This is a genomic window from Polynucleobacter sp. 71A-WALBACH (genome assembly GCF_018882365.1).
Taxonomy (GTDB): domain Bacteria; phylum Pseudomonadota; class Gammaproteobacteria; order Burkholderiales; family Burkholderiaceae; genus Polynucleobacter.
Genome location: NZ_JACVOP010000001.1, coordinates 267211 through 287364 on the forward strand (window position 1 = coordinate 267211; position 20154 = coordinate 287364).

The 20154-nt window shown below is 47.0% G+C and carries 24 protein-coding genes and 1 tRNA gene; 17 read left to right on the plus strand and 8 right to left on the minus strand.

Features of this window, described 5'->3' with window-relative positions; translation table 11 throughout:
• The first annotated feature begins 2 nt into the window (after positions 1–2).
• The 9 genes from ICN42_RS01265 (at position 3) to rapZ (ending at position 6464) form a co-directional block, all read left to right on the plus strand.
• Positions 3–995 (plus strand): SIS domain-containing protein, encoded by a 993-nt coding sequence (locus ICN42_RS01265; RefSeq protein ID WP_216249741.1) that lies wholly within the window; start codon positions 3–5, stop codon positions 993–995.
• 36 nt (positions 996–1031) lie between these two features.
• Positions 1032–1604 (plus strand): HAD family hydrolase, encoded by a 573-nt coding sequence (locus tag ICN42_RS01270; protein WP_216249742.1) that lies wholly within the window; start codon positions 1032–1034, stop codon positions 1602–1604.
• A gap of 11 nt (positions 1605–1615) precedes the next feature.
• Positions 1616–2260 carry an LPS export ABC transporter periplasmic protein LptC gene (gene lptC / locus ICN42_RS01275; protein ID WP_216249745.1) on the plus strand — a complete coding sequence of 215 codons (645 nt, stop codon included), beginning with the start codon at positions 1616–1618 and terminating at the stop codon, positions 2258–2260.
• On the plus strand, positions 2257–2814 hold the full coding sequence (gene lptA / locus ICN42_RS01280; RefSeq protein ID WP_216249748.1) for a lipopolysaccharide transport periplasmic protein LptA: 558 nt from the start codon (positions 2257–2259) through the stop codon (positions 2812–2814). Before lptC ends, lptA begins: the two co-directional genes overlap by 4 nt.
• Positions 2811–3578: an LPS export ABC transporter ATP-binding protein gene (gene lptB, locus ICN42_RS01285; protein WP_216249751.1), complete on the plus strand. Its 768-nt coding sequence runs from the start codon at positions 2811–2813 to the stop codon at positions 3576–3578. Before lptA ends, lptB begins: the two co-directional genes overlap by 4 nt.
• A gap of 192 nt (positions 3579–3770) precedes the next feature.
• Complete coding sequence (gene hpf, locus ICN42_RS01290) at positions 3771–4094, plus strand: ribosome hibernation-promoting factor, HPF/YfiA family (RefSeq protein ID WP_114692000.1); 324 nt, start codon at positions 3771–3773, stop codon at positions 4092–4094.
• A 33-nt stretch (positions 4095–4127) separates the two neighbouring features.
• Entirely contained in the window at positions 4128–4586 is a 459-nt protein-coding gene (locus tag ICN42_RS01295; protein WP_216249754.1) for a PTS sugar transporter subunit IIA, read from the plus strand.
• Positions 4583–5572, plus strand: a complete 990-nt coding sequence (hprK, locus tag ICN42_RS01300) for an HPr(Ser) kinase/phosphatase (RefSeq protein WP_216249757.1) — start codon at positions 4583–4585, stop codon at positions 5570–5572. The genes ICN42_RS01295 and hprK overlap by 4 nt, the downstream gene beginning before the upstream one ends.
• 1 nt (position 5573) lies before the next feature.
• On the plus strand, positions 5574–6464 hold the full coding sequence (rapZ, locus tag ICN42_RS01305) for an RNase adapter RapZ (protein WP_216249760.1): 891 nt from the start codon (positions 5574–5576) through the stop codon (positions 6462–6464).
• Here rapZ and mutY read toward each other — a convergent pair.
• Positions 6409–7569, minus strand: coding sequence for an A/G-specific adenine glycosylase (mutY, locus tag ICN42_RS01310; protein WP_216249765.1), 1161 nt, complete (start codon positions 7567–7569; stop codon positions 6409–6411). The two genes, rapZ and mutY, sit on opposite strands and share 56 nt — an antisense overlap.
• On the minus strand, positions 7554–8390 hold the full coding sequence (gene mutM / locus ICN42_RS01315; protein WP_216249767.1) for a bifunctional DNA-formamidopyrimidine glycosylase/DNA-(apurinic or apyrimidinic site) lyase: 837 nt from the start codon (positions 8388–8390) through the stop codon (positions 7554–7556). The genes mutY and mutM overlap by 16 nt, the downstream gene beginning before the upstream one ends.
• A 35-nt stretch (positions 8391–8425) precedes the next feature.
• On the opposite strand from mutM, the gene ICN42_RS01320 reads away from it, so the two are divergent.
• The 6 genes from ICN42_RS01320 to pth all read left to right on the plus strand — a co-directional run bounded on the left by ICN42_RS01320 (position 8426) and on the right by pth (position 13351).
• On the plus strand, positions 8426–9913 hold the full coding sequence (locus ICN42_RS01320; RefSeq protein WP_216249769.1) for a lipoprotein insertase outer membrane protein LolB: 1488 nt from the start codon (positions 8426–8428) through the stop codon (positions 9911–9913).
• Positions 9906–10778 (plus strand): 4-(cytidine 5'-diphospho)-2-C-methyl-D-erythritol kinase, encoded by an 873-nt coding sequence (ispE, locus tag ICN42_RS01325; protein ID WP_216249772.1) that lies wholly within the window; start codon positions 9906–9908, stop codon positions 10776–10778. Before ICN42_RS01320 ends, ispE begins: the two co-directional genes overlap by 8 nt.
• A gap of 5 nt (positions 10779–10783) precedes the next feature.
• Positions 10784–10860, plus strand: a tRNA-Gln gene (locus tag ICN42_RS01330).
• A gap of 73 nt (positions 10861–10933) precedes the next feature.
• The gene (locus tag ICN42_RS01335; protein ID WP_216135680.1) at positions 10934–11890 is read left to right on the plus strand and encodes a ribose-phosphate pyrophosphokinase; all 957 of its coding nucleotides are present in this window, start codon (positions 10934–10936) and stop codon (positions 11888–11890) included.
• Positions 11891–12026: 136 nt separating this feature from the next.
• A complete protein-coding gene (locus ICN42_RS01340) occupies positions 12027–12665 on the plus strand; it encodes a 50S ribosomal protein L25/general stress protein Ctc (RefSeq protein ID WP_216249775.1) in 639 nt (212 codons plus the stop codon).
• Positions 12666–12754: 89 nt separating this feature from the next.
• The gene (pth, locus tag ICN42_RS01345; protein WP_216249777.1) at positions 12755–13351 is read left to right on the plus strand and encodes an aminoacyl-tRNA hydrolase; all 597 of its coding nucleotides are present in this window, start codon (positions 12755–12757) and stop codon (positions 13349–13351) included.
• Between the two features lie 28 nt (positions 13352–13379).
• Here the strand turns inward: pth and ICN42_RS01350 are convergent, their stop codons facing one another.
• From ICN42_RS01350 to ICN42_RS01370, 5 genes are read right to left on the minus strand one after another with little or no spacing between them, the layout of a single operon-like run.
• Positions 13380–13646 carry a YfhL family 4Fe-4S dicluster ferredoxin gene (locus ICN42_RS01350; protein WP_216249779.1) on the minus strand — a complete coding sequence of 89 codons (267 nt, stop codon included), beginning with the start codon at positions 13644–13646 and terminating at the stop codon, positions 13380–13382.
• 18 nt (positions 13647–13664) lie between these two features.
• Complete coding sequence (gene coaD / locus ICN42_RS01355; RefSeq protein ID WP_216249782.1) at positions 13665–14162, minus strand: pantetheine-phosphate adenylyltransferase; 498 nt, start codon at positions 14160–14162, stop codon at positions 13665–13667.
• A 36-nt stretch (positions 14163–14198) separates the two neighbouring features.
• Positions 14199–14840: a 16S rRNA (guanine(966)-N(2))-methyltransferase RsmD gene (gene rsmD, locus ICN42_RS01360; protein WP_216862421.1), complete on the minus strand. Its 642-nt coding sequence runs from the start codon at positions 14838–14840 to the stop codon at positions 14199–14201.
• A complete protein-coding gene (locus tag ICN42_RS01365; RefSeq protein WP_370625990.1) occupies positions 14812–16158 on the minus strand; it encodes a M16 family metallopeptidase in 1347 nt (448 codons plus the stop codon). The genes rsmD and ICN42_RS01365 overlap by 29 nt, the downstream gene beginning before the upstream one ends.
• A complete protein-coding gene (locus ICN42_RS01370; protein WP_216249785.1) occupies positions 16145–17530 on the minus strand; it encodes a pitrilysin family protein in 1386 nt (461 codons plus the stop codon). The genes ICN42_RS01365 and ICN42_RS01370 overlap by 14 nt, the downstream gene beginning before the upstream one ends.
• A 62-nt stretch (positions 17531–17592) precedes the next feature.
• On the opposite strand from ICN42_RS01370, the gene ftsY reads away from it, so the two are divergent.
• Positions 17593–18483 (plus strand): signal recognition particle-docking protein FtsY, encoded by an 891-nt coding sequence (gene ftsY, locus ICN42_RS01375; RefSeq protein ID WP_216249789.1) that lies wholly within the window; start codon positions 17593–17595, stop codon positions 18481–18483.
• Positions 18484–18577: 94 nt separating this feature from the next.
• Positions 18578–19519, plus strand: a complete 942-nt coding sequence (gene rpoH, locus ICN42_RS01380; protein WP_216249792.1) for an RNA polymerase sigma factor RpoH — start codon at positions 18578–18580, stop codon at positions 19517–19519.
• 24 nt (positions 19520–19543) lie between these two features.
• On the opposite strand, the gene ICN42_RS01385 is transcribed toward rpoH, so the two are convergent.
• Complete coding sequence (locus tag ICN42_RS01385; RefSeq protein WP_370626011.1) at positions 19544–20107, minus strand: SCO family protein; 564 nt, start codon at positions 20105–20107, stop codon at positions 19544–19546.
• Positions 20108–20154: the final 47 nt, after the last annotated feature.

The following is a 20154-nucleotide window of genomic DNA, read 5'->3' on the forward strand; positions in this document are numbered from 1 at the left end:
CCATGATAGCTAAGACTCGTGACCGAACCCTAAAGCTTGCGCGCGACACCCTCACCATTGAGGCTGCTGCACTGCACACAATGCGTGATCGCCTAGAAGGCGCAAACGCTGATGCCCTCGTATTGGCAGTTGATCTATTGCATTCTTGCAAAGGCCGCATCGTCGTTTCTGGAATTGGTAAATCAGGTCATATTGCCCGAAAGATTGCGGCTACTTTTGCCTCTACCGGCTCCCCTGCTTTTTTTGTGCATCCTGCGGAAGCCAGTCATGGCGACCTTGGAATGGTGACTCGTGATGATGTCTTTGTTGCGCTATCCAATTCTGGTGAGACCGATGAACTACTGACCATCGTACCGATAGTCAAGCGTACCGGTGCAAAACTGATCGCACTTACTGGTGCACCAAACTCTTCTTTGGCAAAGTTGGCAGACGCTCATTTGGACACTAGTGTTGAAAAAGAGGCCTGTCCACTCAATCTAGCCCCAACTACAAGCACAACAGCAGCGCTCGCCATGGGCGATGCCTTGGCAGTTGCACTTTTAGATGCTCGCGGCTTTCAGGCTGAAGACTTCCAACGCTCACACCCAGGCGGACGCTTGGGTCGCAAACAGCTAATGCATGTCAGTGAAGTTATGCGTAGCTTTGATGAGACTCCGAAAATTTCCATTAGCGCCACATTAAAAGATGCACTACTTGAAATGACCGCTAAACGCATGGGCATGGTTGTCACACTGGATGAAAAAAATCAGGTTGCCGGAATTTTTACTGACGGTGATTTGCGTCGACTACTTGAGAAGAGTACCAATCTCGATGGACTAACGCTAAAGAATGCCATCACTTCTGCTCCTCGCACAATTCCTCCTGAGTTATTAGCGGAAGAGGCGATTGAGATGATGGAAAAACATCGCATTAATCATTTAGTGGTGACTGCTCCTACAGGTGAATTACTTGGAGCACTCAACCTACATGATTTATTTGCCGCCAAGGTTATTTAAGGCGCTTACTTTTCAATCATTCACTGACTCACTCACATGCCTAGCGCCTTTCACGTTCACAACACCAACCCTTTAAGTCAATATCCACAGGCATTGGAGCGCGCTGGAGCAGTCAAACTTCTAGTTCTGGATGTCGATGGTGTTCTCACAAATGGCCAAGTATTTATTGGCGATAACGGCAAAGAATCGCTGAAGGCTTTCGATATTCAGGATGGATTGGGAATCAAACTGCTAGAGAAGATCGGTATTCAAACAGCCATTATCACGGGACGTAGCTCTAAGATGGTTTTGGCGCGTTGTGAAGAGCTGGGTATTCAGCATGTTCATATGGGTGTAGATAACAAAGCATTGGCTTTGGAAAATATCCTGCAATCGCTTGGACTAAAGTCATCCGACTGCGCAGTCATGGGGGATGATTGGCCAGATTTTCAAATGATGAAGTCTGCAGGCTTAAAAGTATGCCCCGCCCAAGGACATGAAGCAGTTAAGGAAATTGCTCACTTTGTTACTCTTCGTTCTGGTGGCAGTGGCGCCGTACGTGAAGTCTGTGACCTGATCTTAAAAGCGCAAAACCGCTACGACGAATTACTTGCTCAGGCTAAGGCTTAAGGTCTTTCGTCATGCAACTGAATGCCCAACACATCAAACTGAGTATCTGGCGTACCTTATTACGTCTCATGCCCTTGATATTGATGAGCACACTAACCCTCGTCACGTTTTGGCTAGTCAAGAAAAATACTCCTGCAGAGAAATCCGCCATCGAACGTGTACGCCTTCATGAGCCTGACTACATTATTAATAATGGCGCACTATCCGCGTTAAATGAAGCTGGAAATACCAAATATCGCGTCTTAGGTAAAAAGGTAACGCATTACGATGATGATGCATCGATCGATATTGAAACGCCTCGTATACGCCTATTCCCACCTGAAAAATCACCTGTTACCGTTAAAGCAGATACAGGCCATTTAGATGGTGATCTGACCATTCTGGATCTCATCGATAACGCCGAAATTTTTCGTCCACCTCAAGCCGCCACAGCAACTGAGCCAGCAAGACCTCGCATGCTTGCACGCTCTTCTTATTTCAAGGTGCTCATTAATGATGACATTATTGAGACTGATAAGCCCATTACGCTTGAGCAAGGAGTTTCCGTGATTCGTTCAACCGATGGCGGGGTATTTAACAATATTGAGCAAAGCATGGTGTTATCAGGACAAGTAAGAGGTCGCATTGAACGAGTGCAGCAAGGTGGTCAACCATGAGTCTATCGATCAATCGGATCATGGCAACTATGTTGCTAGTCGCTTGTTTTACTACTACTTCTCACGCTGAGAAAGCCGATCAAGACAAGCCGATTATTTTGGAAGCAGAAAAAGTTTCCGTGAACGACGTGCAACAAGTTTATGAACTTGACGGTGAAGTACTGTTAATTAAAGGCAGTATTTTGATTACGGGCGAGAAGGGCAATATCAAAGTCGATCCCGAGGGCTATGAGTATGTTGATGTTCAAGGCAACCCTGAATCCACTGCCAGCTTTAGACAAAGACGTGAAGGTCCGGCTAATGAGTTTATGCAGGGTCGCGGTCAAACGGTCACCTACAATGCAAAAACTGAGTTACTTACCTTGACTGGGGATGCCAACTTAAAGCGTCTTCAGAACATGCAAATGCTGGACCAATTACGTGGCTGGAAAATTGACTATGACGATGTCAAGCAGCACTACCAAGTCTCGCCGCCTGCCAATGCCAAACCAGAAGACTTGCCACTGGCTAGGGCCATCCTTTCACCAAGAAGAAAAGCTACACTAGAGAAATGACCACGGATTCCAGCAATAATCAAAACCCAGCAACCTTAAGTGCTCAACATCTTCAAAAGCGCTATGGGTCTCGTACGGTTGTGCGGGATGTATCGGTGGAGGTTAAGTGCGGCGAAGTGGTTGGACTCTTGGGGCCGAATGGCGCTGGCAAAACAACCTCTTTTTATATGATTGTTGGCCTAGTTCCTTTGGACGGCGGCAGCATTGTTCTGGATGGCACGGATATTACCCACCTCCCCATTCATGAACGAGCGCGCATGGGCTTATCCTACCTTCCGCAAGAGGCTTCTGTTTTCAGAAAATTGAATGTAGCTGAAAATATTCAAGCGGTATTAGAACTACAAGTTCAAGGTGGCAAACCATTGAGTAAGGCCGAGATAGCGCATCGCTTAGATGAACTCTTGGGCGAACTCCAAATTAGCCATCTCCGTGACAACCCAGCGCTCTCCCTATCTGGTGGAGAACGCCGCCGCGTTGAGATTGCTAGAGCCCTCGCCTCCCAGCCTAAGTTTATTTTGTTGGATGAGCCGTTTGCCGGTGTTGACCCGATTGCCGTTGGAGAGATTCAGCGGATTGTGCGCTTCTTAAGGGATCGTCAAATTGGCGTCCTCATCACCGACCATAATGTTCGAGAAACTTTAGGTATTTGTGATCACGCCTACATCATCAGCGAAGGTAGTGTGCTAGCAGAAGGCAAACCAGACCAAATCATCGAGAACGATGCCGTCAGAAGAGTCTATCTAGGCGAAAACTTCCGCATGTAAATTTTCGGAGTTTTTCGACTATTTATTAAATAAACATGATCTCCCCCCTTGGTTTTCAGCAAAATCGCTGATACGCTGGAGGTTCATGAAGTTCATTCCCATATAAACAAGTAGAACATTACAGGGGCATGCTGCGCACCCCGGGTAATTATTTGCGCATGCATTTTGTTTTGCTATGAATAGGAGCTGCTGATGAATCTGAAAATTAATAGCCGTCATGTCGAAGTTACTCCAGCCATGCGTTCCCATCTCGAGGCTGGGTTAGCCAAAATTCGCAAGCACTTTGATCACGTCTTAGATGCCTCTGCATTTTTGATTGTCGATAACGCTAAGGAAAAAAATCTTCGTCAAGCAGCCGAGATCACTATTCACCTCAAAGGCAAGGATCTTTTTGCTGAAGCGCATAACGCCGATCTTTACCACGCCATGGATGCGGTAGTCGATAAACTTGAGCGTCAAGTAGTGAAGCACAAAGAAAAAATCCAAGATCATCACCACGAAAAGCACTTTGAGTGATCTGAAGTGTCGGGACACCTATAATCAATCTACATGAATGCCCTGACCGATCTTTTCGCCTTAGACCGCATTGCCTTAAATAGCCCCTCTAAAAACCGGGCCGAGGCATTTGCGGCCGTAGGGCAACTATTTGCCAAACAAGCAGGACTAGAAGCAGAAGCAATTGTTGGCTTCTTAAATGCCCGCGAAGACTTAGGCTCTACCGCACTAGGTGCGGGTGTTGCCATCCCGCATGGTCGTGTAAAGGGGTTAAAGCATCCGATTGCTGCATTTGTAAAATTAAAAGAGCCTATTGAATTCGCTGCACCTGATGGTGAAGCTGTCTCTATTTTGATTTTTTTGCTCGTTCCGGAAAAAGCTACCCAGCAACACCTAGAAATTCTGTCTTCGATTGCACAACTCCTCTCTGACCAAGACGCTCGTAAGCTGCTTGCCTCAGAAGATAATCCAGAGAAGGTGTGCCAGCTGTTACAAACGTGGGGCTCGGCTTGACTACTCAGCCCCTACTCCTTGAGGGGGTAACCGCCCAACAGATCTTTGATGACAATGTCTCTGACTTAAAGTTATCTTGGATTGGCGGCCTAGAAGGTGCTGATCGAACATTTCCACCAGAGGCCGTTAAAGCTGCCGCAGCTAGTTCCGACCTGGTGGGTCACTTAAACCTGATTCACCCAAGCCGGATTCAGATTTTTGGCGAACAAGAGGTTGACTATCACGCCGAACTTGAACCAAAGCAGAGACAGGACCAGATCTCCAGCTTAATTTCCAAAACGCCACCTTGCGTCATCGTGGCCGACGGCAAAACAGCTGACGCCGATCTCCAACTCTTCTGCCAAAGATCTTCTACCCCACTGTTTACAACGGCGATATCGGCCGCTGAGGTGATTGACCACCTGCGTACTTATCTCACCAAGATTGGCGCCCCCCAGATCACCATGCATGGCGTATTCATGGATATTCTGGGCTTAGGCGTCTTAATCATGGGAGAGTCTGGTTTAGGCAAAAGCGAATTAGGCCTGGAGTTGATTTCTCGTGGCCATGGTTTGGTCGCTGATGATGCGGTAGATTTTGCTCGCCTTGGGCCTGACTATGTCGAGGGTCGCTGCCCTGTAATCTTGCGCAATCTCTTGGAGGTTCGTGGGCTAGGCTTACTGGATATCCGCACCATCTTTGGTGAAACCGCTGTGCGTCGTAAATTGAAATTACGTTTGATTGTGCAGCTGGTCCGCCGTAATGATGGTGAATTCGAGCGCCTCCCCCTAGAAACACAGCATATTGATGTATTGGGTATCCCGATTAGAACCGTAAAAATTCAAGTGGCTGCAGGACGCAACTTAGCGGTTCTTGTAGAAGCGGCAGTGCGCAACACCATTTTGCAACTGCGGGGTATAGACACCTTAAAAGAGTTTATGGAGCGCCAGCGTTTGCAAATGAATGCGGAGGCAGAGTCTTCAAAATCACAAGGCCGACTCATTTAATATGCAAATCAATCTGATTACCGGCATCTCCGGCTCAGGTAAATCAGTTGCGCTGAGAGCCTTTGAGGATGCGGGCTACGACTGTGTAGATAATCTACCGGTTACCCTCCTAGAAAATCTTATCACTACGCTAGAAAGTGAAAGGAGTGAGCGCGTTGCGGTAGCCATAGATGCGCGCCGTGGTCAGTCCATTGCAGATCTGCCTCAAATCCTAGAAAACCTGCGACGTAACCATCAGGTACGAATTGTTTTCTTAAATGCCGATACCAATACGTTGATCCAGCGCTTCTCTGAAACTCGCAGGCGTCACCCGCTATCTGGAAAAACTCAACAGACTCAAGCTGCCACCCTAATCGAGGCAATTGACAAGGAACGTAGCCTCTTAGAGCCGCTACGTTCTCAAGCACACAGCATTGATACCAGTAACATTCCTGCCCACGCCCTACGCTCGTGGATACATGATCTTCTTAAAGATAAGCCGCAAGGGCTCACTGTGATTTTTGAATCGTTTGGATTTAAAAAAGGTTTGCCAAGTGAAGCCGATCTCGTGTTTGATGTTCGCTGCCTACCTAACCCTCACTATGACAAAGTCTTACGCCCTCTGTCTGGCAAAGACCAACCCGTTCGCGAGTTCTTAGAAAAAATCCCTGAAGTAGTCAGCATGGAAAATGACATTATTCAATTTATCGAAAAATGGTTACCCCACTACATTGCAGATGGTCGTAGTTACCTTACCGTTGCCATTGGCTGTACTGGTGGGCAGCATCGCTCGGTTTATCTGGTAAGTCGCATCATTGCGCATTTTTTGCCACAAAAAGATTTAGCAGCACTCCAAATCAATTTCTTAAGTCGTCACCGCGAGCTAGACTCAATCCCTGCAACAGCAATTTAATGGGTTGAGGCAGACCGTATTTTCCTAGCTGACGCAAAGGAACCCACTTCAAGTCCTCGCCAGAGAATTTCACGGCATCACTTAATGCCACACTCCAGATCTGCATCCATAACCGTCGATGGGTAAAGACATGTTTAATCTCCAATCCCCGCTCAATTGATTTGTAACTCTTTACGGCGATAGAAGTCTTTTCCTCTGGCATTACCAGATTCAATAATTCCTTCAGAGTCAAACTAACTGCATCGCTAGCTAGAGGCTTGGAGTCTTTCTCTTTAATTCTCCAAGCCGATTCTGGCAAAGACCAAAGTCCGCCCCAGATGGCTTTATCTGGACGCCTCTGCAGTAAGACTGAATCACCATGCCGAAGTAACAACATATCGCAATTAAATTCAGGAGATTTAGCCTTTACCACCTTACGGGGCAATAGCAAAACTTGATCACTTAGATTGGCCTGACATTCTTTTGCAAATGGGCATATCTTTGCCCCACTCACACACACGGGTTTGCGGGAGGTACACCACGTTGCCCCAAAATCCATGAGTGCCTGGGTATACACCGGCATGTCTGTAGGTTTTTTAGGGAGCATTGTTTTGGCGAGGAGCCATAGTTCATCGTTCACCGCTTTTTCTTGAATCGCGCCCCCTATACCAAACAGTCTTGCCAAAATTCGTTTCACATTGGCATCTAAAATTGGTGCTCGCTCATGAAATGCAAAAGCGGCAATGGCCCCTGCGGTAGATCTACCAATACCCTTGAGTTGCTCAAGTAATACTGGATCTTCTGGAAACTTCCCACTAAATTCTTCCATGACCTGCTTAGCGCAGGCATGGAGATTACGCGCTCGCGTGTAGTAGCCGAGGCCCGCCCACTCCGCTAAAACATCATCCAATGGGGCGGCAGCCAATTTCTTGACGGTTGGAAAACGTTTCATGAAGCGGGGATATCGCTCCAGAACAGTGGCTACCTGAGTTTGCTGCAACATGATTTCAGAAACCCAAACTGCATAGGGGTCTCGAATACTTTGCCATGGCAAACCTTGACGCCCATCCTTGCCATGCCAGGCAATCAGTTTGGTGGCGAAGTGCTTAATCAGCGCTTCTGACATTGGGGGCAAAAATAAGTGGAGCGTTGACCTTGCACTATTTGCTTAATCGGCGTTTTACATACTTTGCAAGGCTGGTCTTTGCGATCGTAGACCTTGGTTTGCACCATGAAATGCCCGGGGTCACCCTCGCTATTCACAAAATCTTTTAAAGTACTACCACCCGCGGCAATCGCTTTTTTCAAAATCAATCTCACTGCGGCAGCGAGTCGAGAACATTGTGGGCGCGTTAACTTTCCGGCAGCTTTTGATGGATGAATACCCGCCTCAAATAAACTTTCTGAGCAATAGATATTGCCAACACCTACTACCGCTTGCCCTGCCAATAAAAACTGCTTTACCGCAACGCTCCGCTTGCGTGAGCACTGATATAAAACATCCGCACCGAGCTCACCAGAAAACTCTGACGAAAAGGGTTCAACCCCGAGCTTTTGCAAGAGCGCATGATTTTCAATCGGTCCTTTAGATTTTGGATGCCATAAAACAGCGCCAAACTTTCGGGGATCATGCAAACGTAAACTGAGATTCTCAAACTCGAAGGTCACTCGATCATGTAATTTGAGGAGGTCACTACTAGGGAGCACCCGCAAAGTTCCTGTCATACCTAGGTGAAGTAATAGATAGCCCGCATCCAATTCCATTAATAAATATTTACCGCGACGCTCTATTCCCAACACTTTCTGGCCAGAAAGGAGCTTATTCAAATTGCTCGGGACCGGCCAACGCAAACGGCCATCAATAATTTTGACCGCACTGACCCTGCGCCCCTCTAAATGGGGCTGAATACCCAATCGGGTTACTTCGACTTCTGGGAGTTCTGGCATAAATGGATTGTAGATTCGCGGATTAGAATGTGCTCATGACCAAATTTTCACTCAAGCCTTCTTTAAGGGCCTTAATACTAGTGACTGGGCTGGGCTTGGGCCTGGTCTCCAGTTACGCTGTTGCCAGAACCAATAGCCTAGATAGTGGTGAAGCCGTGTTTGAGGTCTTGGCCTCGGAAATCGCCCTACAACGCGGAGAAGCTGGTCTAGCGTACAAAACCTATTTAGAGCTTGCTCGCCAACTTGATGACCCCCGCTTAGCGCAAAGGGCTATGGAGATTGCCATTACGGCAGGCGCGCCCGATCTTGCGCTCCAAGCCGCTCAAACTTGGGATAGCTTAGCCGGACCTAAACAGACCAAACCCAAAGAAGTTCTCCTTACCCTCTTAATTCTGAATCAACGCTGGTCAGATGCGGTTAAACCAGCCATCTCCATATTGAATCAGCAGACCCCAGCACAACGAGAAAATACCTTACTGCAGATTCAGGCACTACTGGCCAAAGCCACTAATGAAACAGAGGCCTTAAGAGCTTTCTACGACATTGTTTCGACATTAAAACCAGAGCCAAAAGATCCAGGGCTACTCTATACCTACGCCATGTCTGCTGAAAAGTCTGGGCATATTGATGTGATGGAAAAAACTCTGCGCGAAATCTTGCGCAAGAATCCGAATGATGTAAATAGCCTAAATGCCCTTGGTTACTCACTGGCCGATCGCAATCAGAAGTTGCCAGAAGCATTCAAACTGATTAGCAAAGCACATCAACTCTCACCGAAAGATGGTTTTATTTTGGACAGTCTTGGCTGGGTGAACTTTCGCATGGGCAAAAATGCACTGGCGCTTGAACAACTGCAACAAGCATTTAGCATGAAGCCTGAGGCGGATATTGCTGCGCATATCGGTGAAGTCTTGTGGGTCATGAATCGCCCAGTCGAGGCAGAAGATATTTGGCGTCAAGGACAACAACTGGATGCTAACAACCCGACTCTCAAAGAAACCTTGAAGCGTATGAAACCAGATTGGTCGGTAGCTGATACCACCCTCAAAGGATCATGGGATGGTCGTTTCGCGGTGAAGGTCACCGGCTTAACTGAAAGCAGAAATCAAGGGGGTTCTGGTGGATTTACCTTAACTCAAGATGCGCTAACTGATGTTTTGGAAATTCGTAATCCCGTTGGTGGATCGATTGCCAAAATTACGATTAGGCCAGGAGAGGCTTCGCTTGAACGTGATGGTCAAGTAACTACTGCAATTGATGCTGATACCTTGCTTCAAAATGCATTAGGACTGCCACTGCCTGCTCGCGGTTTGTCTGACTGGTTGCGCGGACAAACTCGTCCTGGTAGCAATGCGAGTGTTGAGCGCAATGCCAAAGGGCAAGTAAGCAAGATTACGCAAGATGGTTGGACTTTAAATTACCTCTGGAGCAATGATCTGCGCTTAGAAAAACTCACAATGACTCGTAGCTCTAATATCGGATCAATTGACATCCGTTTGGTATTTGATACTCCGAATGAGTAATGCGATTGAACTGCTTTGCCCCGCAAAGCTTAATCTTTTTCTACACATTGTTGGACGCCGTGAAGATGGTTATCACCTCTTGCAATCTGTTTTTCAATTGATTGATTGGTACGATCTTCTCACCTTAAAACCTATTCCGGAAAATGAGATTCGTCGGATTGATCCCATTCCAGAGCTTCCCCCAGAACACGATTTAGTAGTTCGCGCCGCCCAACTGTTAAAAGATTTCTGCAAGACCGATCAGGGCGTCGAAATCAACCTTGAGAAAAATATCCCCATGGGCGCAGGTCTCGGTGGAGGATCGTCGGATGCAGCATCCACCCTGATTGGCCTGAATAGGCTTTGGGGTCTCCATCTGGATACACCCACACTTTGCCAGCTTGGCCTAAGGCTGGGGGCTGATGTGCCATTTTTCATCTTTGGTCAAAATGCCTTTGTGGAGGGCGTGGGGGAGAAATTAGAGGCGATTTCCCTTGAATCCCAAGACTTTGTAGTCATCTTCCCGAATCAGGGAATTGCCACAGCTCAGATTTTTCAAGACCCTGAATTGACCCGAGATCACGCACCGATTACAATAGATCGCTTTCTTGCATCGCCAAGGTCATATCAGTCGAATGATTGTCAGGCAGTAGCGGTGCAGAATTGTCCTGAAGTGAAGCAAGCATTAGATTGGATTTCCAAGGCAGTGCCAAACTCGGCGCCTTGCATGTCTGGATCCGGAAGTAGCGTATTTGCCGCCTTAGACCCTAAGACGGACACAGCGAATCTGGAAATTCTTCTGCAAAAGCTTCCAAAAGGATGGATAGGTCGAATTGTTCGGGGGCTAAATAAAAATCCCGCTTACAATTTGATTTCTTCAGATTGACCTGTAGGGGAATCGCCAAGCTGGTTAAGGCACTGGATTTTGATTCCAGCATGCGAAGGTTCGAATCCTTCTTCCCCTGCCAACCACTGTAGATACGACCAAAAGACATCCATCCGACCCCTACCAAAATTCCAAAATCACTTATGTCCGCCCCAATGAACGCTGATTTACTGACTCTTTTCACAGGCAATGCAAATCCGGTTTTGGCCCATGCAGTAGCCAAAGAGCTCAATCTCCCGATGGGAAAAGCATTTGTTGGTCGTTTCTCTGACGGTGAAATTCAGGTAGAAATTCAAGAAAACGTCCGCGGTAAGAATGTTGTAGTAATCCAATCAACTTGTGCTCCAACGAATGATAGTTTGATGGAGCTCATGATCATGATTGATGCCCTAAAACGAGCATCAGCAAGCCGCATAACCGCAGTGATCCCTTACTTCGGTTACGCGAGACAAGATCGTCGCCCACGCTCAGCTCGGGTTGCTATCTCTGCCAGGATCGTGGCGAATATGCTCCAGTCCGTTGCTGGCGTTGAGCGCGTCTTGACTATGGACCTCCATGCTGACCAAATTCAGGGTTTCTTTGATATCCCGGTAGATAACATCTATGCCTCCCCAGTCCTGCTGGCGGATTTAGAAGCTCAAAAAACTAAAAAAGACCTCATTATTGTTTCGCCTGATATCGGTGGCGTTGTTCGCGCCCGCGCAATGGCCAAGCAATTGGGCACAGATTTGGCAATTATTGATAAACGCCGCCCTAAAGCAAACGTATCAGAAGTAATGCACTTAATCGGCGAGGTAGAAGGCCGCCATTGCGTCATCATGGATGACATCATCGATACTGGCGGAACACTCTGTAAGGCCGCTGAGGCGCTTAAAGAGCGTGGTGCCAAGGGCGTTACCGCCTACTGTACTCATGCTGTGCTTTCTGGTGGTGCCGTAGCCCGTATTGCCGCCTCTGAATTAGATGAATTGGTTGTAACTGACACTATCCCATTGACTCCAGAAGCAATGAAAGTAGCCAAAATTCGCCAATTGAGCGTTGCCCCCATCTTAGCTGAGACCCTTTCCCGTATTAGCAAGGGTGATTCAGTCATGTCGATGTTCGCCGAATAAGCTAAAAATAGCGTTTCTAACCCTGTTTTTGCTAGTTTTGAGCCTTTTCTAGGCAAAAACCTCGATTCCCAAGATATAATCAAAGGCTTTTCTGTTTGGTCGCGAACGGAAATTAACCTTAATTTAGGAATTCGATATGAAAGTAGTAGCCTTTGAAAGAAGCGTACAGGGAACGGGTGCGAGCCGCCGTCTGCGCAACTCCGGTAAAACTCCGGGCATTATCTACGGCGGTAAAGACGCCGTAACTGTAATTGAGTTGGATCACAACGCACTGTTTCATGCTCTCCGCAAGGAAGCATTCCACTCATCCATCCTTGACATCGAAATCGGCGGAAAAGCACAAAAAGTGTTGTTACGCGATTACCAGATGCATCCATTTAAGCCGTTGGTTCTGCACATCGACTTCCAGCGCGTTTCAGCGACTGAGAAAGTTCACATGCGCGTTCCATTGCACTTCATCAATGCTGACACTTCATCTGCAGTGAAATTGCAAGGCGCTGTAATCAGCCATATTTCAACTGAATTGGAAGTGTCTTGCTTACCGGCAGACTTACCAGAGTTCATTGAAGTGGACTTGAGCAAAATTGAAGTTGGTCACGGTATTCATGCCAAAGACCTCGCATTGCCAAAAGGCGTTTCCTTGGTATTGCATCTTGAGCAAGAAAATCCAGTATTAGCTAACGCACGTATCCCAGCAGTGAAATCTGCCGATACTGAAGCTGCTCCTGCAGCTGCTGCGGCTCCTGCTGCTGAAGCACCAAAGGATAAAGCTTAATATTTAGGCGCTATCTTTGCGACAGAGGAAGCCCGCTACCAAGCGGGTTTTCTTTTTTGTAGAAATGCTTTTATCCTTATGCACTCATCATGACTAAATTAATTGTTGGCCTCGGCAACCCAGGCGAAGAACATATTGAAGATCGGCACAATGCTGGCTTCTGGTTTCTGGACGCCCTTGCTAAACAATTCAATACCCGCTTTGAAACTGAAAAGCGTTTTCATGGAAAAGTAGCGAAGGCTAAATGGGAAAATGAAGATCTCTTCTTGCTCAAGCCAACTACCTACATGAATCTCAGCGGTCAAGCCGTAGGGGCGCTCTGCCGCTTTCATAAAATTACCCCCAAAGATGTGCTGGTGGTTCAGGACGAGCTTGATCTGAAGCCAGGCACCGCACGCATCAAACTTGGCGGAAGTACTGGGGGGCATAACGGCTTAAAAGACATCCAAGCCCACCTTGGAAGCCCTGAATACTGGCGCTTACGCTTGGGTATTGGTCACCCACGCGATCTTGCTGCAGAAGGTGCGCGAGTAATGGATGTGGCTGACTATGTACTGAGAAGGCCTTTACAAGCAGAGCAAAAACAAATTGATGCCAGCATTGAAAATGGCTTGCAAATTCTGCCCTTATTCCTCAAAGGCGATATCCAAGCAGCGATGCTGGAGTTGCACTCTAAAACTAACTAAAAGAGACTGGCGTACTTGCGCCAATCGCTTATTTAGCGAGGGCTTTTTTGGCAGCAGTTAAAGCTTGATACTTCGCCATTAACTGTGTTTTATTTTCTGGAAACGCGGGGTTCAGTGGAATGCAATCCACTGGACAGACCTGCTGACACTGTGGCGCATCATAGTGGCCAACACATTCAGTGCACTTATTGGGATCAATCTCATAGATCTCTAGACCCATATAGATTGCATCATTTGGACATTCTGGCTCGCATACATCGCAATTGATGCATTCGTCCGTAATCAATAAAGCCATCTTATTTGTCTGCTAGCCTTACTCTTTATTTTGATTGGCAGCTGAAATCTTGTTGACTAGCCACTTTTCTACAGATGGGAAGACAAACTTACTAACATCTCCACCCATAGAAGCAATCTCACGAACAAAGGTTCCAGAGATAAATTGGTATTGATCGGATGGTGTAAGGAATAGCGTTTCAACATCAGGCAATAAATAGCGGTTCATACCGGCCATCTGAAACTCGTACTCAAAATCAGAGACTGCGCGCAAGCCACGCACAATCACGCGTGCATTGTGTTCGCGGGCAAAATCCTTTAACAAGCCTGTAAAACCAACAATCTTCACATTGGAATAATGGCCAAGAACTTCTTTAGCAATCTCAATGCGCTCTTCTAAGTTGAAGAAAGGGCGCTTGCTACGACTATCAGCAACGCCAACAATGAGTTCGCCAAAAATACTTGAGGCGCGACGCACTAAGTCCTCGTGACCACGAGTAAAGGGATCAAATGTTCCAGGGTATACGGCAACAGTCATAACTCTCCTAAGGCTTTTTCAGCTACACGCAAGAGTTTAGTCCCTCTTAGAGCGAAATAGACAAGCTTTTACTTGCCCGGCCTCTAAGTACTTTCCACAATGCCAATCGGGCACTAGAGCCTCAATCTCCTCGCGGGAGCGGCTGGCAGGAAACTCCACATAAATGCCCCCACCCGCACTATCATCGCAAACACGAGCAGCCTCTGTCAGCGCCTGATTTAATAAACCCTCCTCCTGAAAGGGAGGATCTATAAAGATCAAATTGCTAGAGCGATCGGCTTGTTGCTTTAAAAACTCCAAACTATCTCTGTGCAAAATCCGCACTTCTCCAGGAGCAGGAGATGACTGTAGCAATGCAAGATTAGCCAAAAGCTTGGCATGCGCCTTCTTATCTTTTTCTAATAGAGTCACTACATCAGCATGTCGTGAAGCAGCTTCAAAACCCAAAGCACCAGTCCCAGCAAATAAATCTAAGCAACTCAAACCGACTAGATCTTGCCCAAGCCAGTTAAATAAGGTCTCACGAACGCGATCAGTACTGGGACGTAGACCAGGCAAATCCAACACACTTAACAAACGACTGCGCCACACACCACCAATAATGCGAATTTTCTGTGGGAGCTCCGCATGCTTTCCCGTCTTTACTAGCTTATTGATTTTTAGCCCCCAAAACCACAATCTTCATTCGATCCATGGCTAAGTATTTTTGAAATGCTGCCTTTACTTGCTCTAAGCTCACCGCCTCTACTTGCTTAGTCCATACCTCCATCGTATCAAGGGGTAAATGATTCCAAGCAATGGATGACACGTTATCGAGCAACTTGCGGTTGTTATCAATTCTCAAAGGGTAGCCATTCACTAAATTTGATTTGGCAGCATCAAGCTCAGATTGTGTAGGTCCATCAGCAATAAATTGTGCAATGGTGGAGCTCATCACTTCTAGCGCCAAAGCAGCCTGATCATTCTTGGTTTGTAGACCCGCCTGAAAAATCCCCGCATCCTTACCAGGCGCGAAGTAACTAAACACACTATAGGCAAGGCCACGCTTTTCACGAACCTCTGACATCAGACGCGATACAAAGCCGCCGCCGCCCAAAACATAATTCCCCACTAGCAATGGAAAATAATCGGGGTTGCTACGACTTACCGCAGTCATTCCCATAGCAATATGCGCTTGCTGAGAATCAAATGGAATACTTACTTCGCGCTGACTTAAAGGCTCTACTGGCGAACGCTCGAACTCTGGTAGCTTTGCAATAGTAGGGCCAGACTGAGGTACTCTTTGCAATAAACCCTGAACGATCTCTGCAGCCTCGACTTTACTGACATCGCCCACGATGCTGACAATCATTCGATCGCCACGGTAAAACTGTTTATGAAACTGCTGCAAATCTAGTGCACTGATACTTGCAATACTTTGCACTGTTGGTGAATTGGCTAATGGATAGTTTCCATAGACTGATTTTCTAAAACGGCGATCCAACACTGGCTCAGGCTTAGTCTCTGACTCTAGTAATGCAGTAGTCATTCTTTGCTTCTCACGCGTCAAGATCTTGGCATCGTAAGTCGGTGCGCTCAACATAGCTGACGCCAATTGAATGGCGCGATCACGTAAATCTTTTCGACTTAAAGTCCGAATACGCATAACAGCACGCTCACCGCTAACAGAAACGCCGAGGTTTGCACCCAAGTCGGCAATCTCATCCGCAATCTGCGCCTCAGTCAATAAACCCTTCTCGGACTTGGCGCCGTAGTTCATGAGTTGGCCAGCCATAGTTGCTAAGCCACTCTTCACCGCCGGATCATAACGATCTCCTGCATCAATACTGATCTCAATGTCCACCATGGGTAGCGCTTTGGTTTGAACTAGATAAGCTTGCGTGCCCTTAAAAGAGTCCAATTTTTCAATTGGCAATATCGCATGGACGGATGACAGCAACCCAAGCATCAATGCCATCGCAAGAAAAACTTGCTTGATCAATTTATTTAGCAGCACTATTGCCCCCTTGCTTGCTCTCGCCCGACTGACGTGACTGGGGATCCAGCACTGCAATTGTTAAGCCCTCGTCGACTAAATATTTTTTTGCAACGGCTTGGACTTGTGTAGGAGTAATTATTTGCATCTTCTCCAACATGACATCAATATCTCGCCAAGAGAATCCTGCCATCTCCGTACCGCCGATTTCCATTGCCTGGCCAAAGATCGAGTCGCGCTTATAGATTTGATCAGACAAAATACGCACCTTAATGCGCTTGAGCTCTGACTCTAGAACGCCCTTATTGGCAATCTCCTTTAAAGCCTTCCGAATACTGCTCTCAGCCTGCTCTACTGTTTTACCTTTAGCCATGCTGACATTAATGAGAAATAGTTCCGGCCCTCTAGAGACCATGTCGTAACCGACACCCACATCATTGACTACGCGCTCTTGCTTCACCAAGGTGCGATTCAAGCGAGCATTGTCATAGCCATCAAGTACTGCGGCCAATAGTTCTAAAGCATACGGCTCATCATCATCCAGCTTCCCCACTTGAAGTTTGGGAACCTTCCATGCCATGGCTAGCTGTGCACTATCTGCAAGCGCTTTTACCTGAACCTGTTTAATGCCTTTTTGTGGAGGCTCGATCTGAGGTTTACGCACGGGCAACTCTCTTGCGGAAGCAGCTCCATAATATTTTTCGACTGCCCTCAAAATAACTTGAGGATCAACATCACCTGCGACAACAACCGTTGCGTTATTTGGTTTATACCAACTGCGATACCAATCACGTGCATCTGCAGCCTTCATATTAGCTAAGTCATTCATCCAACCGACTACTGGATGACGATAAGGAGAGCTCATGTAGGCAGTCGCCATGAGGGATTCGTTTAGCAAGCTACTAGGATTGTCTTCAGTGCGTAAACGACGTTCTTCCATCACTACCTGAATTTCTTTCAAAAACTCCGCATCATCAAAATTGAGATTAGACATACGGTCAGCCTCTAGCTTCATGACTTCATCTAGCTTGGACTTTTCAACTTGTTGAAAATACGCTGTGTAATCACGAGAAGTGAACGCATTTTCTCGCCCTCCTACTGCCGCAACCAAACGAGAAAATTCGCCTGACTTTACTTTGTCAGTACCCTTAAACATCATGTGTTCCAGCACATGAGCCACCCCAGTCTTACCATTGACCTCATCCATGGAGCCAGCACGGTACCAAACCATGTGCGCAACCGTAGGTGCTCGATGATCCTCACGCACAATCAGCTTGAGACCATTAGAGAGTTGAAACTCGTGGGTATTAGCTTGGCCTGACTCCGTCGCCGCCCAAGCGGTAGGACAACAGAGCATTAAATAGAAAGAAAAACACAATAAAGTGGAGCGCATCTGTAAGATCACCTATCCCAAGAATTAAATTGATAAGATGCAAGGATTAAATTGTATCGATTATGTTCGGCCTACGTAAAACCCTCGGATCCCTATTCAAATCTAATCAGACTGATGAAGCCTGGTTTGATGCCCTAGAAGAATCTCTCATTCTGAGCGATGTGGGTCTGCCTACGACCGAACAACTGATTAACAAACTTCGTAAAGCCGCTAAATCAGAAAAAGCGAATAGCCCAGAAGATCTTAAGCAACTACTCATCCAAGAAGTGGCAAGCCTATTAAAGCCTTTGGAGCCCGTCCCCAATCCCTTATATGTGCATGAGCAAAAGACCATGCCAGAGGTATGGCTAGTGATTGGTGTCAATGGCGCGGGCAAGACCACCACAATAGGTAAGCTCTGCAAACTCTTTCAGTCGCAAGGTAAGTCCGTCTTACTAGCAGCTGGCGATACCTTCCGAGCAGCAGCTCGCAACCAGCTGCTTGAATGGGGCGGTCGCAATCAGGTCGATGTCATCATGCAAGAGAGCGGAGATGCGGCAGCAGTTGCCCACGATGCCATTCATGCGGCGATTTCTCGTAAGAGCGATATTTTGATTATTGATACAGCCGGAAGACTGGCTACTCAAGACCACCTTATGGAAGAGTTAAAGAAGGTCAAAAGAGTGATCGGGAAGGCCCTTCCTGGGGCGCCTCACCAGACTTTGCTAGTTCTTGATGGGAATACTGGTCAAAACGGTTTAAGCCAAGTAAAAGCCTTTCATGCCGCTTTAGGGCTTTCTGCCTTAATCGTGACTAAATTAGATGGCACCGCTAAAGGCGGGGTGATTTGCGCACTCGCCCACACTCTTAATGACCCCACAAAACCAGCTGTTTTAGCACTAGGTAAAGGAGAGGGAATTGATGATTTAGCCCCCTTCACGGCTACCCAGTACTCCTCTGAATTATTCAATTAAATCAGATACTTATAGTAATAAAAAACCATTAGCACTCTCTTGACAAGAGTGCTAAAATGTAAGCTTGTTAATACCTAAAATATATAAAAAGAAAATGGTTCAAAAGAAAGCATACAAACCGCAATCGCAAGCAAGGCAAACATTGCCAGCAGCGCAGACTGCTGCGGCTTCGCTTGCCTTTCCGATGCTGCCTTCCCTTGGGGTTGGCACGCTCGACTCTTATATCTCGTACGTCAATCGCGTACCCATGCTCAGCGCTGCCGAGGAACTTCACCTCGCGCAAGAATTTCGTCGCACTGAAAATGTGGATGCTGCGAAAACTTTGGTTCTCTCGCACCTCCGCTTAGTGGTGTCTGTGGCTCGTCAGTACCTAGGTTATGGCATTCCACATGCCGACTTAATTCAAGAAGGCAATATTGGCTTAATGAAAGCCGTTAAACGCTACGACCCAAACCAAGGCGCACGCTTAGTCTCTTATGCAATCCACTGGATTAAGGCGGAGATTCATGAGTACATTCTCAAGAATTGGCGTTTAGTCAAAGTTGCGACAACTAAAGCACAACGCAAGTTGTTCTTTAATTTGCGTAGCAACAAGCCCACCCTAGCTGCCCTGACACCAAATGAGGTTGAGGCATTAGCAAAGGCACTGGATGTAAAAGGTTCTGACGTTAAAGAAATGGAAATGCGTCTTGCTGGTGGCGACGTTGCCTTAGAAGGTGACGATAATGACGATGAGTCCGCCTATGCACCGATTCAATGGCTAGCTGATAACAGTCAAGAGCCTACTGAAATGATGGCTGCCGCTGCGACTGATGCATTACATGGTCCTCAACTAGATCAAGCGCTCATGGCTTTAGATGAGCGTAGTCGCAACATTGTGCAATCGCGTTGGCTGGCAATGGATGCGGAAGGCAATGGTACAAAAACATTGCATGATCTCGCAAGTGAATACGGCATCTCTGCAGAGCGAGTTCGCCAAATTGAGACTGCTGCTCTCAAAAAGATGCGCGGCCTCTTACAAGCTGAAGCTGCTTAAGTCGCCTCGCTTTTCACTACGGCTTTACTTCAGTAGTTCTTTCAAGTCTTGCGCCAAGGTCTCAGGACCTTGCGCATGCTTGATATAAAGGCGTAAACGTCCCTCAGGATCGAAGGCATAGCTTCCTGCTGTGTGATCCATGGTGTATGAACCTGGACTCGTGCCAGGTACTTTCTTGTAATAAATCTTAAAGTCCTTGGTCACTTTTTCTAATGCTGCTTCATCAGCTGGACGTAAACCCAAAAAACGTGCATCGAATGCAGGAACATACTGCTTCAAGATGCTTGCACTATCTCGCTCAGGATCTACTGTCACAAACAGCACTTGCACTTTATCGGCCTGAGGGCCCAGTAAGGTCATCACCTGCTGCATCTCCGTCAGGGTTGTAGGGCAAATATCAGGGCACTGTGTATAGCCAAAGAACATCACAACCGCTTTGCCTTTAAAGTCAGCTAGCGTTCTTACTTTCCCATCTGGATCCAGTAAACTAAAGTCAGTGCCAAATGCCTTGCTGCCAGTAATATCCACATTCTTAAAGCTCTGCTTGGGGCTACAAGCCACCAAAGCCAAACCAATCAGCGACAACATAAAGATGTGCGCAATGCGAATGGAAAATGTTGATAAATTCATATTCA